Origin of the sequence: Streptomyces sp. NPDC060184 (assembly GCF_042728795.1) — a bacterium.
Taxonomy (GTDB): domain Bacteria; phylum Actinomycetota; class Actinomycetes; order Streptomycetales; family Streptomycetaceae; genus Streptomyces.
This window is the reverse complement of record NZ_JBHWYX010000012.1, coordinates 57,627-74,687: the sequence shown is the minus strand read 5'-3', so window position 1 is coordinate 74,687 and position 17,061 is coordinate 57,627. Positions and strand designations below refer to the sequence as shown.

The 17,061-nt window shown below is 72.6% G+C and carries 12 protein-coding genes and 1 pseudogene; all 13 read left to right on the top strand.

The annotated features are described in order from the left end of the window. The first annotated feature begins 285 nt into the window (after positions 1 to 285). Positions 286 to 3,060: a cellulose binding domain-containing protein gene (locus ACFWEE_RS10785; RefSeq protein ID WP_386888249.1), complete on the top strand. Its 2,775-nt coding sequence runs from the start codon at positions 286 to 288 to the stop codon at positions 3,058 to 3,060. Positions 3,061 to 3,248: 188 nt separating this feature from the next. Beyond that, positions 3,249 to 3,887, top strand: a complete 639-nt coding sequence (locus ACFWEE_RS10780; RefSeq protein WP_386888248.1) for a hypothetical protein — start codon at positions 3,249 to 3,251, stop codon at positions 3,885 to 3,887. A 144-nt stretch (positions 3,888 to 4,031) separates the two neighbouring features. Further along, positions 4,032 to 5,027 (top strand): MBL fold metallo-hydrolase, encoded by a 996-nt coding sequence (locus tag ACFWEE_RS10775; protein ID WP_386888247.1) that lies wholly within the window; start codon positions 4,032 to 4,034, stop codon positions 5,025 to 5,027. Positions 5,028 to 5,356: 329 nt separating this feature from the next. Further along, entirely contained in the window at positions 5,357 to 5,752 is a 396-nt protein-coding gene (locus tag ACFWEE_RS10770) for a cell division protein SepF (protein WP_386888246.1), read from the top strand. Positions 5,753 to 5,807: 55 nt separating this feature from the next. Further along, positions 5,808 to 7,001: an ATP-binding protein gene (locus ACFWEE_RS10765; RefSeq protein WP_386888245.1), complete on the top strand. Its 1,194-nt coding sequence runs from the start codon at positions 5,808 to 5,810 to the stop codon at positions 6,999 to 7,001. Next, entirely contained in the window at positions 6,998 to 7,357 is a 360-nt protein-coding gene (locus ACFWEE_RS10760) for a nucleotide pyrophosphohydrolase (protein WP_386888244.1), read from the top strand. Before ACFWEE_RS10765 ends, ACFWEE_RS10760 begins: the two co-directional genes overlap by 4 nt. A 123-nt stretch (positions 7,358 to 7,480) precedes the next feature. Continuing rightward, positions 7,481 to 7,972, top strand: coding sequence for a DUF6099 family protein (locus ACFWEE_RS10755; protein WP_386888243.1), 492 nt, complete (start codon positions 7,481 to 7,483; stop codon positions 7,970 to 7,972). Positions 7,973 to 8,142: 170 nt separating this feature from the next. Further along, entirely contained in the window at positions 8,143 to 9,066 is a 924-nt protein-coding gene (locus tag ACFWEE_RS10750) for an LLM class F420-dependent oxidoreductase (protein ID WP_386888242.1), read from the top strand. A gap of 40 nt (positions 9,067 to 9,106) precedes the next feature. Further along, positions 9,107 to 10,006, top strand: a pseudogene (mmuM, locus tag ACFWEE_RS10745) (homocysteine S-methyltransferase); the annotation flags it as partial. Positions 10,007 to 10,234: 228 nt separating this feature from the next. After that, a complete protein-coding gene (locus tag ACFWEE_RS10740) occupies positions 10,235 to 11,758 on the top strand; it encodes a 3' terminal RNA ribose 2'-O-methyltransferase Hen1 (RefSeq protein WP_386888241.1) in 1,524 nt (507 codons plus the stop codon). Beyond that, on the top strand, positions 11,755 to 14,355 hold the full coding sequence (locus tag ACFWEE_RS10735; RefSeq protein ID WP_386888240.1) for a polynucleotide kinase-phosphatase: 2,601 nt from the start codon (positions 11,755 to 11,757) through the stop codon (positions 14,353 to 14,355). The genes ACFWEE_RS10740 and ACFWEE_RS10735 overlap by 4 nt, the downstream gene beginning before the upstream one ends. A gap of 118 nt (positions 14,356 to 14,473) precedes the next feature. Continuing rightward, on the top strand, positions 14,474 to 15,706 hold the full coding sequence (locus ACFWEE_RS10730; protein WP_386888239.1) for an arginine deiminase: 1,233 nt from the start codon (positions 14,474 to 14,476) through the stop codon (positions 15,704 to 15,706). A gap of 149 nt (positions 15,707 to 15,855) precedes the next feature. Then, the gene (argF, locus tag ACFWEE_RS10725; protein WP_386888238.1) at positions 15,856 to 16,866 is read left to right on the top strand and encodes an ornithine carbamoyltransferase; all 1,011 of its coding nucleotides are present in this window, start codon (positions 15,856 to 15,858) and stop codon (positions 16,864 to 16,866) included. Positions 16,867 to 17,061: the final 195 nt, after the last annotated feature.

Genomic DNA, 17,061 nt, shown 5'->3' with positions numbered 1-17,061 from the left:
GCCGGAAGTCCGGCGAGCTGATCAGCATCCCATCAGCCCGGCCGGTGGTCCGCCCGGTGGGGTGTGCCCGGGGCCGGGCGCGGCAGCGTCGTCCAGCGGGCCCGTCCGCCGCTGCCGGGCCCGACGCTTCGTGCGCCCGACCTGATTCATCCGATGACCTCCTGTCCGACCTCTTCTCCGCGATGCCGTGCGCCGCTACCATCGGGCTGCGCTTGGGAGCGCTCCCACCCCCCGCATCGGCCCACTGCCACCCGTGTGGCGGTCCAGCTCGGAGAGGACTTTTCCGTGCGCTTGAGAGCCAGACCCTTTGCCGCCCTGCTGGCGGTGTTCGCCCTGTCAGCAGGCTTGTCGGGCATCGCCACCCCCTCGGTGGCGCAGCCCCGGACGTCGGGGACCGCCGCCACCACGGCGGAAGCATCCGATCTGTCGTCGTCCGCCACCCTGGCGGCGGACTCGTACACCTGGAAGAACGTCCGTGTCGACGGCGGCGGTTTCGTCCCCGGGATCATCTTCAACCGGAGCGAGAAGAACCTCGCCTACGCCCGTACCGACATCGGCGGCGCCTACCGCTGGGACCAGTCGGGCAAGCAGTGGAAGCCGCTGCTCGACTCGGTCGACTGGGACCACTGGGGCTACACCGGCGTGGTGAGCCTCGCCTCCGACCCGGTCCAGCCGAACAACGTGTACGTCGCCGCCGGCACGTACACCAACGACTGGGACCCCACCAACGGCGCGGTACTGCGCTCCACCGACCGGGGCGCCACCTGGACGCCGTCGGTGCTCCCCTTCAAGCTCGGCGGCAACATGCCCGGGCGCGGGATGGGTGAGCGGCTGGCCGTCGACCCGCACAAGAACTCGGTGCTCTACCTCGGCGCCCCGAGCGGCAACGGCCTCTGGCGGTCCACCGATTCGGGTGCCACCTGGGCGAAGGTCACCTCCTTCACCAACCCCGGGAACTACTCCCAGGACCCGACCGACACCAGCGGCTACGGCAACGACAACCAGGGCGTCACCTGGGTGACGTTCGACGGGCGCGGCGGCACCTCGGGGACGGCGACGAAGAACATCTACGTCGGGGTGGCGGACAAGGACAACACCGTCTACCGCTCCACCGACGCGGGCGCCACCTGGACGCGGATCGCCGGACAGCCCACCGGCTACCTGGCGCACAAGGGCGTCCTGGACGAGGGCACCGGCTTCCTCTACCTCTCGCTGAGCGACACCGGCGGCCCGTACGACGGCGGCAAGGGGAAGCTCGCCCGCTACGACACCGCCACCGGCACCTGGATCGACGTCAGCCCGGTCGCCGAGGCCGACACGTACTACGGCTTCAGCGGCCTCACCGTGGACCGGCAGAAGCCCGGCACGCTGATGGCCACCGCCTACAGCTCCTGGTGGCCGGACACCCAGATCTTCCGGTCCACCGACAGCGGCGCGACCTGGACCACCGCCTGGGAGTACACGAGTTACCCCAACCGCTCCACCCGCTACACCCAGGACGTCTCCTCGGTGCCGTGGCTCACCTGGGGCGCCAACCCCTCGCCGCCCGAGACCAGCCCGAAGCTCGGCTGGATGACGGAGTCGCTGGAGATCGACCCGTTCGACTCCAACCGCATGATGTACGGCACCGGAGCCACGCTCTACGGCACCGAGAACCTCAAGAACTGGGACACCGGCAGCAAGTTCACGATCACGCCCATGGTCAAGGGGATCGAGGAGACGGCCGTCAACGACCTGGCCTCCCCGCCCTCCGGCGCCCCGTTGCTCAGCGCGCTGCTCGACGTCGGCGGCTTCCGGCACACGAACCTCGACGCCGTGCCCGCGATGATGTACACCTCGCCCAACTTCACCTCCTCCACCAGCCTCGACTTCGCCGAGGCGTCCCCCAGCACCGTGGTGCGCGTCGGTGACGCGGACGCGGCCCCGCACGTCGCGTTCTCGACGGACAACGGCGCCAACTGGTTCGGCGGCACCGACCCCTCGGGCGTCACCGGCGGCGGCACGGTCGCGGCGGCGGCGGACGGCAGCTCGTTCGTGTGGAGCCCGGCGGGCACCGGGGTGTACCGCACCACCGGCTTCGGCTCGTCGTGGACGGCCTCCACCGGCATCCCGGCCGGAGCCACCGTGGAGTCGGACCGCAAGAACCCGAAGAAGTTCTACGGCTACAAGGCGGGCGTCTTCTACGTCTCCACCGACTCCGGCGCCACCTTCACCGCGAAGGCGTCCACCGGCCTCCCGGCCGAGGGCAACGTGCGGTTCAAGGCCGTCCCCGGCATCGAGGGCGACATCTGGCTGGCCGGCGGCGCCGCCACCGGCTCGTACGGCCTGTGGCACTCCACCGACTCCGGCGCCACCTTCACCAAGCTGTCCAACGTGGCGCAGGCGGACACCATCGGATTCGGCAAGGCGGCCCAAGGCGCCTCGTACCAGACCCTGTTCACCAGCGCGAAGATCGGCGGGGTGCGCGGCATCTTCCGGTCCACCGACGCGGGCGCGAGCTGGACGCGGATCAACGACGACGCGCACCAGTGGGGCTGGACCGGTGGCGCGATCACCGGCGACCCGCGGATCTTCGGCCGCGTGTACGTCTCCACCAACGGCCGCGGCATCCTCTACGGCGACTCCGCGTCCGGTGACACCGGCACCACCGATCCGGGCACGGACCCGGGCACCGACCCCGGTACGGACCCGGGCACGGACCCCGGAACCGATCCGGGTACGGACCCCGGCACCCCCGCCGGTGCGGCCTGCAAGGCGACGTACAAGATCACCAACCAGTGGTCCGGCGGTTTCCAGGGCGACGTCACCCTCACCAACACCGGCGACACGGCGATCGACGGCTGGAAACTCGCCTGGACCTTCCCCAACGGGCAGCAGATCTCGCAGGCGTGGAACGCGACGGTCCAGCAGACCGGCACCTCGGTGACGGCCACCGACGCCGGCTGGAACGGCAAGCTCGCGGCCGGGTCCTCGGCGTCCTTCGGCTTCACCGGCAGCTGGACCGGGAGCAACGGCACGCCGACCGCCTTCACACTGGGAGGGAAGAGCTGCACCCTGTAGGCCCCGCAGGCGGAGTCCGGCCATGATCCGCCGGACACCGTCCCGGGCCTGAGCGATCCGGTGGGTCCGGCCGCCCGCGCCGTCCCGGCGCGGCGGTCGGCCCGCCGGCCCTCCGGTCGGGGCGCTTCGAACAGGCAAGCAGGGGCGTGACTGGTTCTCGTACAGGTTCGTGGACCATACTGCCCGCCGTGGAGCAGAGCATAGAGTCCAAGACGAAGCCCGAGTTCGCCGCGGGAACCGACCCGGCGTACATTCCCGGCCTCACGGCCCCCGTTCCGGTACGGACCGGGGACGAGGAGGAGGCCGGCGCACCGGCGGAAACGGCGGCCGACGACGCCGGGATCCCGGACGCCGTCCCGGCCGACACCGCCGAGAAGGCGGACGAGGCCCCGGAGGACGCCGCCGGGGAGTCCGCCGCGGCCGGTACGGAGCCGACGGTCACCGACGCCGACGCCGAAGCGTCCGGTGACGGTGACGGTGACGCGTCCGTTGACCGTGACGCTACCGCCGCCGGCTCCGCCGACGGTGACGAGGCCGGCGCGCCGGTCTTCGAGATCAGCGACCGGCGTGGGTCCATCCGCGTGGACAAGGCGGGAATCCGGTTCACGCTCGACGACCAGGAAGCCGACTTCGACTGGTCCGAGGTCTCCGCGGTCGAGGTGAAGACCGCCGGCATGGCCCGCCGGTTCACGCTCACCGTCCACGTCTCCTCGCGCCGCTGGTTCAACGCCGAGGTGGTGGCGGAGAGCCGGAAGCGGCTCAAGGAGTGGCCGGAAGAGCTCGACGTGGTCCTGGACGCCTACTTCGAGGAGTCGGAGGAGTCCTGACCCGGAACGGCGACCGGGAACGCCTGATTCCACCGCCAGGAGGGCCGGGAGGGGCGAAGGCCACCCGGCCCTCCGTCATGCGTGGGCGTGGTTCTCCCCGGAGGGGCGTACGGCGCACCCCGGGCGCGCGGCATAATCGCGACCATGCCGAACATAGGTGGGGACATCGTCGACCTGGGCCAGGGACTGTACGTCTGGCAACCGCCGGAGAGGGGCTGGGGGCTGGCCAACTGCGGCCTGCTCGCCTCGCCCAAGGGGGCGTTGTGGATCGACACCCCCTACGACCGGGCGCTGGCCGGGCAGTTCCTCGCGGCGAGCGAGGAACGGCTGCCGGAGGGCGTGTCGATCGACCGGGTGATCGTCACCCACGCCAACGGCGACCACTTCTGGGGCGCCGGTGTCGTGCCGGACGCCGAGATCATCGTCACGCGCGGGGCCCGCGAGCACATCCACTTCGAGCCCACCCCGCAGCAGCAGCACTCCCTGATCGCCTCCGGCGACCCGAAGACGCCTCTCGGGGCCTATCTGGCCCGGCACTTCGGCCCCTTCGACTGGTCGGACACCGAACCCGTCGTGCCCACCACGTACTTCACCGGCGAGCTCGAACTGACCCTGGACGGCCACCCGGTACGGATCACGGCGCTGCCGCCCGCCCACACCACGGGCGACCTGATCGTCCATCTGCCGGACCACGGCACGGTGTTCACCGGAGACGTGATCTTCGGTTCCACCCCCGAGCGGCCGGGCGACCACCCGTGCCACTGGGCCGGTCCGCTCGCCCACGTGATCGAGGCGTGCGAACGCGTCCTGGCCACCGGCGCGAAGACCGTCGTGCCGGGCCACGGACCGCTGCTCGGCCCGGCCGGAGTCCGTGACCACATCGACTACCTCGGCCACGTACGGACCCGCGCCCACGCCTGCCACGCGGCCGGAATCCCCGCGACGGAGGCGGCCCGCCGGATCGTCGCCGAGGGCCGCCACCCCGACCTGGGCCTGCCCGAACGCCTGGCCGTGACGGTCGGCACCGAGTACCGGCATCTGAACGGCTCCGAGCAGACGGGCGTGTTCGAGGTGATGTCCGAAGTCGCCTCGCTGGCGCAGGACATCGAGCGGGGGCTGGTCGGTCCGGCCCGCACCTGATCCCTACCGGCGTACGCCGTCGGCCGGCCGACGGCCGGCTGCCTCCGTCGCGGCCGGGGGCCTCCGTCCCCGCCCGGCCGCCCCGCCCCGCCGTACGCCCGCCGGGTCCGCCCGTCCGCCCGCGCGCAGGGCGACTGGATCGGCCCCGGCCTCTCCGGCTACGTTGATGCCGCGGCCAGGGACGGCCCGGTACGCGGCGGGGCCGATCCGAGGATCGGATTCCCGGCCGTGTCGCTGGTGGGCCGAACGGGTGAGGAACGAGAGGATTGGCCGATGAACAGCGAGCGCAGCCGGCGCACCGTCGACCGGCACACGGACGAGGTGACCCTGTGAGCAGGTACGACAGGTACGACGCCACTGACGCGCAGTGGGAGGGCCTGGCGCAGGTGGTACCGCTGCGGGGCCGCAACGAGTGGCCCTCCCGGGTCGACCACCACGCGATCGGGCAGGACAGGGCCGAGGAGCAGCGCAGGCTGGTGGTGCTGCGGGTCCAGGTCTTCTCCGACGCCCGCGAGGTGGCCGAGTACCTCGTCGCGCAGGTCCCGGTCCTGCTGGACCTGACGGCGGCCGAGACGGACGTGGCCAAGCGCATCCTCGACTTCAGCAGCGGGGTCGTCTTCGGACTCGGCAGCGGCATGCACCGGGTGGACCGGAACGTCTTCCTCCTCGCGCCGATCGGCATGGAGGTGGAGGGGGTGACCCCGGCGGGCATCCCTCAATCGTAGGAAGCTCTTCCGGGCAAAACGGTTCGCCCGCCGCAGCCGTGCGTACGGTCCGGGCATGACCACCACCGCCCCTCCTCCGAGCGCGACCCGCGTCTGCCCGCCCCGCGCCGCTCCCGGCGCCGCGCCCCGGCCCGTCCGCCCCGTCGTCACCGAACTGCGGCTGGCCGCCTTCGCCTCGCACTGGCGCCGGACCCTGCCGCTGGGGCCGCTGACCCTGCTCACCGGCCCCAGCGGCAGCGGTACCTCGTCCGCGCTGCGGGCCTACGAGGCGCTGGCCCGGCTCGGCGCGGGCGACGCGCTGGAGGACGTGTTCCCCGATCCCGTCTCCTGCGTGCCCGAGCGCGCGGCGGCCGACGCCGAGGGCCGGCGCGGGTTCCGCATCGGCTGCACCGTGGACGGTCCGGCGGGGCCGGTCAGGCTCGACGTGGCGGTCCAGGCCGAACCCTCGCTGCGCATCGTGGGCGAGCGGCTCACGGCGGACGGGCAGACCCTGCTCAGCACCGCGCTGCGCGACCCGCGCCGCCCGACCGTGCAGGCCGCCTGGCACACGGCGGGCCAGGTGCCGGTGACCCGGGCACCCCTCCCGGACGGCCGTCTCGCCACGGCGCTGCTGCCGCTGCGGGTGGCCGGCATCACCGAGGGCCAGTTACGCGTCCTCGCCGCCGCCGAGCAGGTGGTGGTGGGGCTGCACTCCGCCTTCCCCTGCGATCCGCTGCCCCGGGGGATGCGCGGACCGGCCCGCGCCGGGGAGGGGCGGCTGCGCCCGGGCTGCGACAACCTCGCCGCGGTGCTCGACCGGACCCGTACGCAGTGCGCGCAGCGGCACGCCCGGCTGGTGGCCACGGCGGCGGCCGGATGCGCGGGGCCGGTGACCGGGCTGACCACCCGGGACCTGGCGGACGGCACGGTGGAGGCCCTGGTGGGGCGCGGTGACGGGCGCACCACCCCGATGGGGCGTCTCGGCGACGGCGAGCTGCGCTATCTCGCCCTCGCGCTGGTGCTGCTGACGGGGCCTCATGTGCTGGAGGTGAACACCCCGGACGAAATCCCCTGGGCCATGCGCGCCCTCACCGTGCTGGCGGACGGGTTCGACCGGGGGCTCGACGGGCGCCAGGCGGGGGAGCTGATCAGGCTCGCCGCCGGGATCTGCGCCGACGGACACCTGCGGATGATCGGCACGGTGGGGGAGTCGGGTGCGGCACTGGCCGGCCGGACCGAGGGCGCGTCAGTGGTAGACCTGTCCGGGTGAACGAACTCGATGTGGCACAGCTCCAGCGGCGGCTCGCCGCCTTCGCCGAGTCCAGGCAGTGGGGTCAGTACCACACCCCCAAGAACCTGGCCTCGGCCCTCAGCGTGGAAGCCTCCGAACTGCTGGAGATCTTCCAGTGGCTGACCCCGGAACAGGCCGCGGCCGTGATGAACGACCCGGTGACGGCGCACCGGGTGGAGGACGAGGTGGCCGACGTCCTCGCCTATCTGCTCCAGTTCTGCGAGGTGCTCGGCGTGGATGCGCTGGCGGCGCTGTCGGCGAAGATCGACCGGAACGAGACGCGTTTTCCGGTGCCCGGGCGGTCCGAAGCCCCTGAGCATCACTCTTCGGAGTGATCGACTTATCCACAATCGCCTTCGTATCCACAGATTTCCGAATTCCTCTGTCCTTTCGGTACCGCCTCACTCACTGTGGGTAATGGACTGAGTGACCGGGTTTTCACAGTGACGGGGGACCGGATGGAAGCGGAACGACTGGTCGAGATCGGACGGCGCGCGCTGGCGGAGAGCCGGGGCGCGGCGGCCATCATGACCGAGGCGTGGCAGGCCCAGACGCTGGCGCGGGCGATCGGCGCCCGGCTGTCCGTCGCCGGGCCCGCCGAGTTACGCGGTGACGCGCGTGGGCTCGGTGAGATCGGTGGGAGGGAGTGGTCCGCGCCGGAGGCGCCGGTCCACCTGACCGGGCAGGCGCGTGCGGCCCGCCTCACGGAGGTGACCGACGTGGCGCGCACCCTCGACGGGCTGGCGCTGCTGCTCGGCGAGGCGGGCATGGCGCTCGTCGGGGTCGCCTGCGACACCGGCGAGGACACCCTCTACTGGCAGTGCATCGAAGCCATAGACGCGGCCGACGAGTCGATGGACCGGGTGCGGGGCATGCTCGGCCGCCTCGCCGAACAGGCGCGGGAGCGGGCGAGGGAGCGGGACGGCCCGTACGGCGCGATCCGGGGGTAGGGCCTCGGGCGGCCTCGGGCGGTGCCGCGTCGTGCCGGGGCGTTGATCCCGGTACGGACGCGCCCGGGCGAAGGAGGCACGAAGGGAGCCGCACGTGGGAGGCCGTGCGGGGGAGGCGCGCGAAGGGAGCCGCGCGAGGGGAGCCGGGCGGGAAGAGGCAGGATGGAACCATGGATCTGCGCATTTTCACCGAGCCCCAGCAAGGGGCGAGCTACGACACCCTGCTGACCGTCGCCAAGGCCACGGAAGACCTGGGATTCGACGCCTTCTACCGCTCCGACCATTACCTTCGCATGGGGGGCGGTGACGGCCTGCCGGGCCCGACCGACGCCTGGATCACGTTGGCCGGCCTGGCCCGCGAGACCAAGCGCATCCGCCTCGGCACGCTGATGACGGCGGGCACCTTCCGCCTTCCCGGGGTGCTCGCCATCCAGGTCGCCCAGGTCGACCAGATGTCCGGCGGCCGGGTCGAGCTGGGGCTGGGCGCGGGCTGGTTCGAGGAGGAGCACAAGGCGTACGGCATCCCCTTCCCGAAGGAGAAGTTCGGGCGCCTGGAGGAGCAGCTCGCCATCGTCACCGGCCTCTGGGCCACCGAGATCGGCAAGACCTTCAGCTACGACGGCACGTACTACCAGCTCACCGATTCCCCCGCGCTGCCCAAGCCGGCCCAGCCCAAGGTGCCGGTGCTGATCGGCGGGCACGGCGCGGTGCGCACCCCGCGGCTGGCCGCGCGGTACGCGGACGAGTTCAACATCCCGTTCGCCTCGCTGGAGGACACGGAGAAGCAGTTCGGCCGGGTGCGGGAGGCCGCGAAGGCGGCCGGGCGCGGCCCCGACGACCTGGTGTACTCCAACGCCCTCGTGGTCTGCGTCGGCAAGGACGACGCGGAGGTGGCGCGCCGGGCCGCCGCCATCGGCCGGGACGTGGATGAGCTGAAGGCCAACGGCCTCGCCGGTTCGCCGGCCGAGGTGGTCGACAGGATCGGGCAGTTCGCGGCGGTCGGATCCTCGCGGATCTACCTCCAGGTCCTCGACCTCGACGACCTGGACCACCTGGAGCTGATCTCCTCGCAGGTCCAGTCGCAGCTGAGCTGACGCACGGTCGAGGCAACGCGCGAAAGCGGAAGGAGTACCCGTGCGACCCGTCCGGAGAACTCTCGCCGACGCCCTCGCCGAGGGCCCGGTGGTGCTCGACGGAGGGCTCTCCAACCAGTTGGAGGCCCAGGGGTGCGAGCTGTCGGACGCGCTGTGGTCGGCGAGGCTGCTGACGGACGCGCCCGAGCAGATCGAAGCCGCGCACACCGCGTACGCGCTGGCGGGCGCACAGGTACTCACCACGGCCAGCTACCAGGCCACGTTCGAGGGGTTCGCCCGCCGGGGGACCGGACACCGCCGGGTGCGGGAACTCCTCGCACGGAGCGTGGAGCTGGCCCGTCGCGCGGGCGACCGCTCGGGGCACGAGACCTGGGTCGCCGCCTCGGTCGGGCCGTACGGGGCGATGCTCGCGGACGGCAGCGAGTACCGGGGCGGCTACGGCCTCTCCGTCGAGGAGCTGGAGCGCTTCCACCGCCCCCGGGTGGAGGCGCTGGCCGCGGCCGGTCCGGACGTACTGGCGCTGGAGACGGTGCCGGACACGGACGAGGCGCGGGCGCTGCTCCGGGCGGTCGCCGGTACCGGAGTCCCCGTGTGGCTCTCGTACACCGTCGCGGGCGGGCTGACCCGGGCGGGGCAGCCGTTGCGGGAGGCCTTCGCGCAGGCCGCCGGGAACGACCAGGTGATCGCGGTCGGGGTCAACTGCTGCGACCCCGCCGACGCGGACGGCGCGGTCCGGTGTGCGGCGGAGACGACCGGCAAGCCGGTGGTCGTCTACCCCAACAGCGGGGAGCGGTGGGACGCGCGGGCACGCCGGTGGACGGGTGCGAGCACCTTCGGCGGCCCGGAACGGGTCCGTACCTGGACACGGCACGGCGCCCGGCTGGTCGGCGGCTGCTGCCGGGTCGGCCCGGAGCGGATCGCCGCACTGAGCCGCGCGCTGTACGCGGACCCGGACGCGGACCCGGACGTGGACCCGGACGCGGGCGCACCGGCGGACCCGGACCGGAGCGCGGCCGGAGACCCGAGCCGGGACACGACCCGGCACGAGGCCCGGGACACGACTCGGCACACGACTCGGGACTCGGCCCCGGGCCGGGGCCCCGCGCCGGGCGGCCGGGGCGCGGAAAATCCCTGGTGAGGAGGGAGCCGCCCGCCCATACTCGGACAGGTGTTCATGACGATCAGTACGACCGGAACCCCGGAACGCCCCGCGACCGACCTCGGCTTCCTGCTGCACAAGCATCCCGACAAGGCGCAGACGTTCTCGACCTCGCACGGCACGGCGCACGTCTTCTACCCCGAGGCGTCCCCCGAGCGGTGCACGGCCGCGCTGCTGCTGGAGGTCGATCCGGTGGCGCTGGTCCGGCGCGGCAAGGGGAAGGGACGGGGCGGAGCTCCCGACGCGGCCCTCGCGAGTTACGTCAACGACCGCCCGTACGCGGCCTCCTCGCTCATGTCGGTGGCCATGACGACCGTCTTCAAGTCGGCGCTGCGGGGCGACTGCCGGGCCATGCCCGACCGGGCCGCCGCGCCGCTGCCGCTGCGCGTCGAGGTGCCCGCGCTGCCCGCGCGGGGCGGCGCCGAGCTGGTGGCGAAGCTCTTCGGGCCGCTCGGCTGGGCACGGGTGGAAGCGGAGCCGGTACCGCTGGACGAGCGGTTCCCCGAGTGGGGCGACTCCCGCTACGTACGGCTCGTACTGGAAGGGGAGTTGCGGCTCTCCGACGCGCTGCGCCAGCTCTACGTCCTGCTGCCGGTGCTCGACGACGCCAAGCACTACTGGGTGGCGCCGGACGAGGTGGACAAGCTGCTGCGGGCCGGTGAGGGCTGGCTCGCCGCGCACCCGGAGCACCGGCTCATCACCAGCCGTTATCTCTCCCGCCGTTGGGGGCTGACCCGCCAGGCCGAGCAGGCGCTGGAACTCGTACGCCTCGCCGAGTCCGACGACCTCGACGTGGAGAGCGTGGACAACGCCGTGGACGAGACCACGGACACCCCGGAGCGCCCGGTGCCGCTCGCGCACCAGCGGCGCGAAGCGATCCTGGCCGCCCTGCACGGTGCCGGTGCGGCCCGGGTGCTCGACCTCGGCTGCGGGCAGGGACAGTTGGTCCAGGCACTGCTCAAGGACGTGCGGTTCACCGAGATCCTCGGCGTCGACGTCTCGATGCGCGCGCTCACGATCGCCGCGCGCCGGCTCAGGCTGGAGCGGATGGGCGAACGGCAGTCCCGCAGGGTCGCGTTGCTGCAGGGCTCGCTCACGTACACGGACAAGCGGCTGCGGGGATACGACGCGGCGGTGCTCAGCGAGGTCGTGGAGCACCTGGACCTGCCGAGGCTGCCCGCGCTGGAGTACGCGGTGTTCGGCTCGGCGCGCCCCCGGACGGTGCTCGTCACGACGCCGAACGTCGAGTACAACGTGCGCTGGGAGACCCTTCCGGCCGGGCACGTCCGCCACGGCGACCACCGCTTCGAGTGGACCCGGGCCGAGTTCGGCGACTGGGCGGAGGGCGTGGCGGACCGCTACGGCTACACGGTCGCGTTCACCCCCGTCGGGCCGGACGACCCCGAGGTGGGACCGCCCACCCAGATGGCGGTCTTCACGCTGGCCGAGAGCGGGGCCGAGAGCGGGGCCGCGAGCGACAACGGCAAGAACAGGAACACGAACGAGAGAGAGAAGGAGGCGAAGGCGGCATGACCACCCACAACGACAACGCCGGCATCGACACCACCAGCGCCACCGCGGGGCCGCCGACGGCCGGGCCCCGGACCCTGCCCGTGCCCGACCTCTCGCTCGTCGTGCTGATCGGGGCCACCGGCTCCGGCAAGTCGACCTTCGCGCACCGCCACTTCAAGCCCACCGAGGTCGTCTCCTCGGACTTCTGCCGCGGCCTGGTCGCCGACGACGAGAACGACCAGAGCGCGAGCCGCGACGCCTTCGACGTGCTCCACTACATCGTCGGCAAGCGCCTCGAAGCGGGCCGGCTGACCGTCGTGGACGCCACCAACGTGCAGTCCGAGGCCCGCCGCAGGCTCGTCCAGCTGGCCAGGGAGTACGACGTGCTGCCGGTGGCCGTGGTGCTCGACCTCCCCGAGGAGATCTGCCTGGCGCGCAACGCGAAGCGGCCCGACCGGGCGGACATGCCGCGCCACGTCGTCCAGCGCCACCGGCGCGAGCTGCGCCGTTCGCTGCGCGGTCTGGAGCGTGAGGGCTTCCGGAAGGTGCACCTGCTGCACACCGAGGAGGAGACCGACCGGGCCGCCGTCGTGCGCGAGCGCCGGTACAACGACCTGCGCCACCTCACCGGCCCCTTCGACATCATCGGTGACATCCACGGGTGCAGCGGTGAGCTGGAGTCCCTGCTCGCCGAGCTCGGTTACACGGACGGCAGCCACCCCGAGGGGCGGACGGCGGTCTTCGTCGGCGACCTGGTCGACCGGGGCCCGGACAGCCCCGGGGTGCTGCGCCGGGTGATGTCCATGGTCGCCTCGGGCGACGCGCTCTGCGTGCCCGGCAACCACGAGAACAAGCTCGGCCGCTACCTCAAGGGCCGCAAGGTCCAGCACACCCACGGCCTGGCCGAGACCATCGAGCAGCTGGAGCGCGAGGACGGTACCGACCCCGAGTTCCGCGCGCGGGTGGCGGAGTTCGTCGCGGGGCTCGTCAGCCACTACGTGCTGGACGGCGGCGACCTGGTGGTGTGCCACGCCGGGCTGCCCGAGAAGTACCACGGCCGCACCTCCGGCCGGGTCCGCTCGCACGCCCTGTACGGCGACACCACCGGCGAGACCGACGAGTTCGGCCTGCCCGTGCGCTACCCGTGGGCCGAGGAGTACCGGGGCCGCGCGGCCGTCGTCTACGGCCACACCCCGGTCCCCACCGCCTCCTGGGTCAACAACACCCTCTGCCTGGACACCGGGGCCGTCTTCGGCGGCAAGCTGACCGCGCTGCGCTGGCCGGAGCGCGAGATCGTCGACGTGCCCGCCGAGAAGGTCTGGTACGAGCCGGTCAGGCCGCTGGCGACCGAGGCGCCGGGCGGCAGGGAGGGCCGTCCGCTCGACCTCGGGGACGTCCACGGCCGCCGGATCGTGGAGACGAGCCACATGGGCCGGATCTCGGTGCGCGAGGAGAACGCCGCAGCCGCGCTCGAAGTGATGAGCCGGTTCGCGGTCGACCCGCGGCTGCTGCCGTACCTCCCGCCGACGATGGCGCCGACCGCCACCTCCCACGAGGACGGTTACCTGGAGCACCCGGCCGAGGCCTTCGCGCAGTACCGGGCGGACGGCGTCACCACGGTCGTGTGCGAGGAGAAGCACATGGGGTCGCGGGCGGTCGCCCTGGTCTGCCGGGACGCCGCCGCCGCCCGTGAGCGCTTCGGCACGGACGGGCCGACCGGCGCGCTCTACACCCGTACCGGGCGGCCGTTCCTGGACGACGCGGAGCTCACCGAGACGCTCCTCGGCCGGATCCGGGCCGCGGTCACCGCCGCGGGGCTCTGGGAGGAGTGGGACACCGACTGGGTCCTGCTCGACGCGGAGCTGCTGCCCTGGTCGCTGAAGGCGGGCGGACTGCTCCGCTCGCAGTACGCCGCCGTGGGCGCCGCCGCCGGTGCCGCCCTCCCGCCGGCCCTCGCCGCGCTGGAGGCCGCCGCGGGCCGGGGCGTCGACGTGGCCCCTCTCGCCGGACGCCAGCGTGAACGCGCCGGGGACGCCGCCGCGTTCACCGAGGCGTACCGGCGCTACTGCTGGAACACCGAGGGGCTGGACGGGGTGCGGCTCGCGCCGTTCCAGGTCCTCGCGGTACGGGGGCGGTCGCTCGCCGCAGAACCGCACGACGCGCAGCTCGGGTGGCTGGACCGGCTCGTCGAGCACGACCCGACCGGCCTGCTCCAGGTCACCCGTCGGCTCGTCGTCGACACCGGCGACGAGGCGTCCGTCCGCGCGGGCGTCGACTGGTGGCTGGAGATGACCGGCAGCGGCGGCGAGGGCATGGTCGTCAAGCCGCTCGGCGCTCTCGTGCGGGACGCCAAGGGGCGGCTCGTGCAGCCGGGCGTCAAGGTGCGCGGCCGGGAGTACCTGCGGATCATCTACGGCCCCGAGTACACCCGCCCCGACAACCTGGAGCGGCTGCGCTCCCGGTTCCTCGGGCACAAGCGCTCCCTGGCGCTGCGGGAGTACGCGCTCGGCCTGGAGGCGCTCGACCGGCTGGCCGGGGGCGAGCCGCTCTGGCGGGTCCACGAGGCGGTCTTCGCCGTCCTCGCCCTGGAGTCGGAGCCGGTCGACCCCCGGCTGTGACGCATCGCGGTGACACATCGCGGTGACGCACCGCCGTGACGTACCGCTGTGACGCACGCCCCGAGACCGGCAGGCGATTCGCGGGGTGAAGCGGGTGCCGCCCGGTGAGGATGAGGACATGGGATTCCATGTCGACTCCGAGGCCGGGCGGCTGCGCCGCGTCATCCTGCACCGCCCCGATCTGGAACTGAAGCGACTCACCCCGAGCAACAAGGACGCGCTCCTCTTCGACGACGTGCTCTGGGTGCGCCGCGCCCGGCAGGAGCACGACGGCTTCGCGGACCTGCTGCGCGACCGGGGCGTCGAGGTCCACCTCTTCGGCGACCTGCTCCGGGAGGCGCTGGGCGTCCCGGTGGCCCGCCGCCTGGTGCTGGACCGGGTCTTCGACGAGAAGGAGTACGGCCCGCTGGCCACCGAGCACCTGCGGGCGGCCTTCGAGGAACTGACCCCGGCGGAGCTGGCCGAGGCGCTGGTCGGCGGGATGACCAAGCGGGAGTTCCTGGACCGGCACGCCGAGCCGGTCTCGGTCCGCTTCCACGTCATGGAGCCGGACGACTTCCTGCTCGGCCCGCTGCCCAACCACCTCTTCACCCGGGACACCTCGGCCTGGATCTACGACGGGGTCTCCATCAACGCGATGCGGTGGCCCGCCCGGCAGCGCGAGACCGTCCACTTCGAGGCGATCTACCGCCACCACCCGCTCTTCACCGGCCCCGAGGCGGGCGTCTTCCACCACTGGTCGCAGGGCCAGCACGACTACCCGTCGACCATCGAGGGCGGGGACGTGCTGGTGATCGGCCGGGGCGCGGTGCTCGTGGGGATGAGCGAGCGCACCACCCCGCAGGCGGTCGAGATGCTGGCGCGCGGGCTGTTCGACGCCGGTTCCGCGCACACGATCGTGGCGCTGGACATGCCGAAGCGGCGGGCGTTCATGCACCTGGACACCGTGATGACGATGGTCGACGGCGACACCTTCACCCAGTACGCCGGACTCGGCATGCTCCGCTCGTACACCATCGAGCCGGGCGACGGGCCCCGTGAGCTGAAGGTCACCGACCATCCGCCCGAGCACATGCACCGGGCCGTCGCCGCCGCCCTCGGACTGGACGCGATCCGCGTCCTCACCGCCACCCAGGACGTCCACGCCGCCGAGCGCGAACAGTGGGACGACGGCTGCAACGTCCTGGCCATCGAGCCCGGGGTGGTCGTCGCCTACGAGCGCAACGCCACCACCAACACCCATCTGCGCAAGCAGGGCATCGAGGTCCTGGAGATCCCCGGCAGCGAGCTGGGGCGGGGCCGGGGCGGCCCCCGGTGCATGAGCTGCCCCGTCGTCCGCGACCCGGTGTAGGCCGTGTGGTGAAAGTCCCGCCTGGTGATCGGGCCTCTGACCGGTCCCGATCGGGCCCCGCACAGCTCTGTATAGCGATGCATTGCCTCGTATACACTTCCAGGGATGCCGTACGCCGAAGATCCCCGTCCGACCCAGGAGCAAGAACCATGGCCATAGACCTCGCAGGCCGTCACTTCCTCAAGGAGCTCGACTTCACCGCCGAGGAGTTCCTCGGGCTGGTCGAGCTGGCCGCGGAGCTGAAGGCGGCCAAGAAGTCGGGGAGCGAGGTCCAGCGGCTGCGCGGCAAGAACATCGCGCTGATCTTCGAGAAGACGTCGACCCGCACCCGCTGCGCCTTCGAGGTCGCCGCCGCGGACCAGGGGGCCTCCACCACGTACCTGGACCCCGCCGGTTCGCAGATGGGGCACAAGGAGTCCGTACGGGACACGGCGCGGGTGCTCGGCCGGATGTTCGACGGGATCGAGTTCCGAGGCGACAGCCAGCAGGCGGTCGAGGAGCTCGCCGCCTACGCGGGGGTCCCGGTCTTCAACGGCCTGACCGACGAGTGGCACCCCACCCAGATGCTGGCCGACGTCCTCACCATGGTCGAGCACACCGACAAGGACATCCGCGACGGCGGCTTCGCCTTCGCCTACCTCGGTGACGCCCGCTTCAACATGGGCAACTCCTACCTGATCACCGGCGCGCTGCTCGGCCTGGACGTGCGGATCGTGGCACCCGAGGCGTACTGGCCCCACCAGGACATGGTGGCGCGGGCCCGGGAGCTGGCCGCCGTCAGCGGCGCGAAGATCACCCTCACCGAGGACATCGCCGAGGGCGTGGCCGGGAGCGACTTCATCGCCACCGACGTCTGGGTCTCCATGGGTGAGCCCAAGGAGGTCTGGGCCGAGCGCATCGCCGCCCTCGCCCCGTACACCGTGACCATGGACGTGCTGCGCGCCACCGGGAACCCCGGCGTGAAGTTCCTGCACTGCCTGCCCGCGTTCCACGACCTCGGCACCGCGGTCGGCCGGGAGATCCACGCCGTGCACGGGATGACCGAGCTGGAGGTCACCGACGAGGTCTTCGAGTCCGCCCACTCGGTGGTCTTCGACGAGGCGGAGAACCGCATGCACACCATCAAGGCGGTCCTCGTCGCCACGCTCGCGGACGCCTGAGCGGAGCGCGTGGGGCTCGCGCGGGCGGCGGCCACGCCCGCGGGCGCCCGGGGGCGGGACACGAGGGGCACGGGTCCGTTCCCCGCACCCTGAAGGGCTGCCCCGTACTCCCCGGTGGGTGCGCGGGGCAGCCCTTTGCCCCGCTTGCATGGTGATGCATCCAATTGGGTGAACATGCGCGTCGGCGGCTACCAT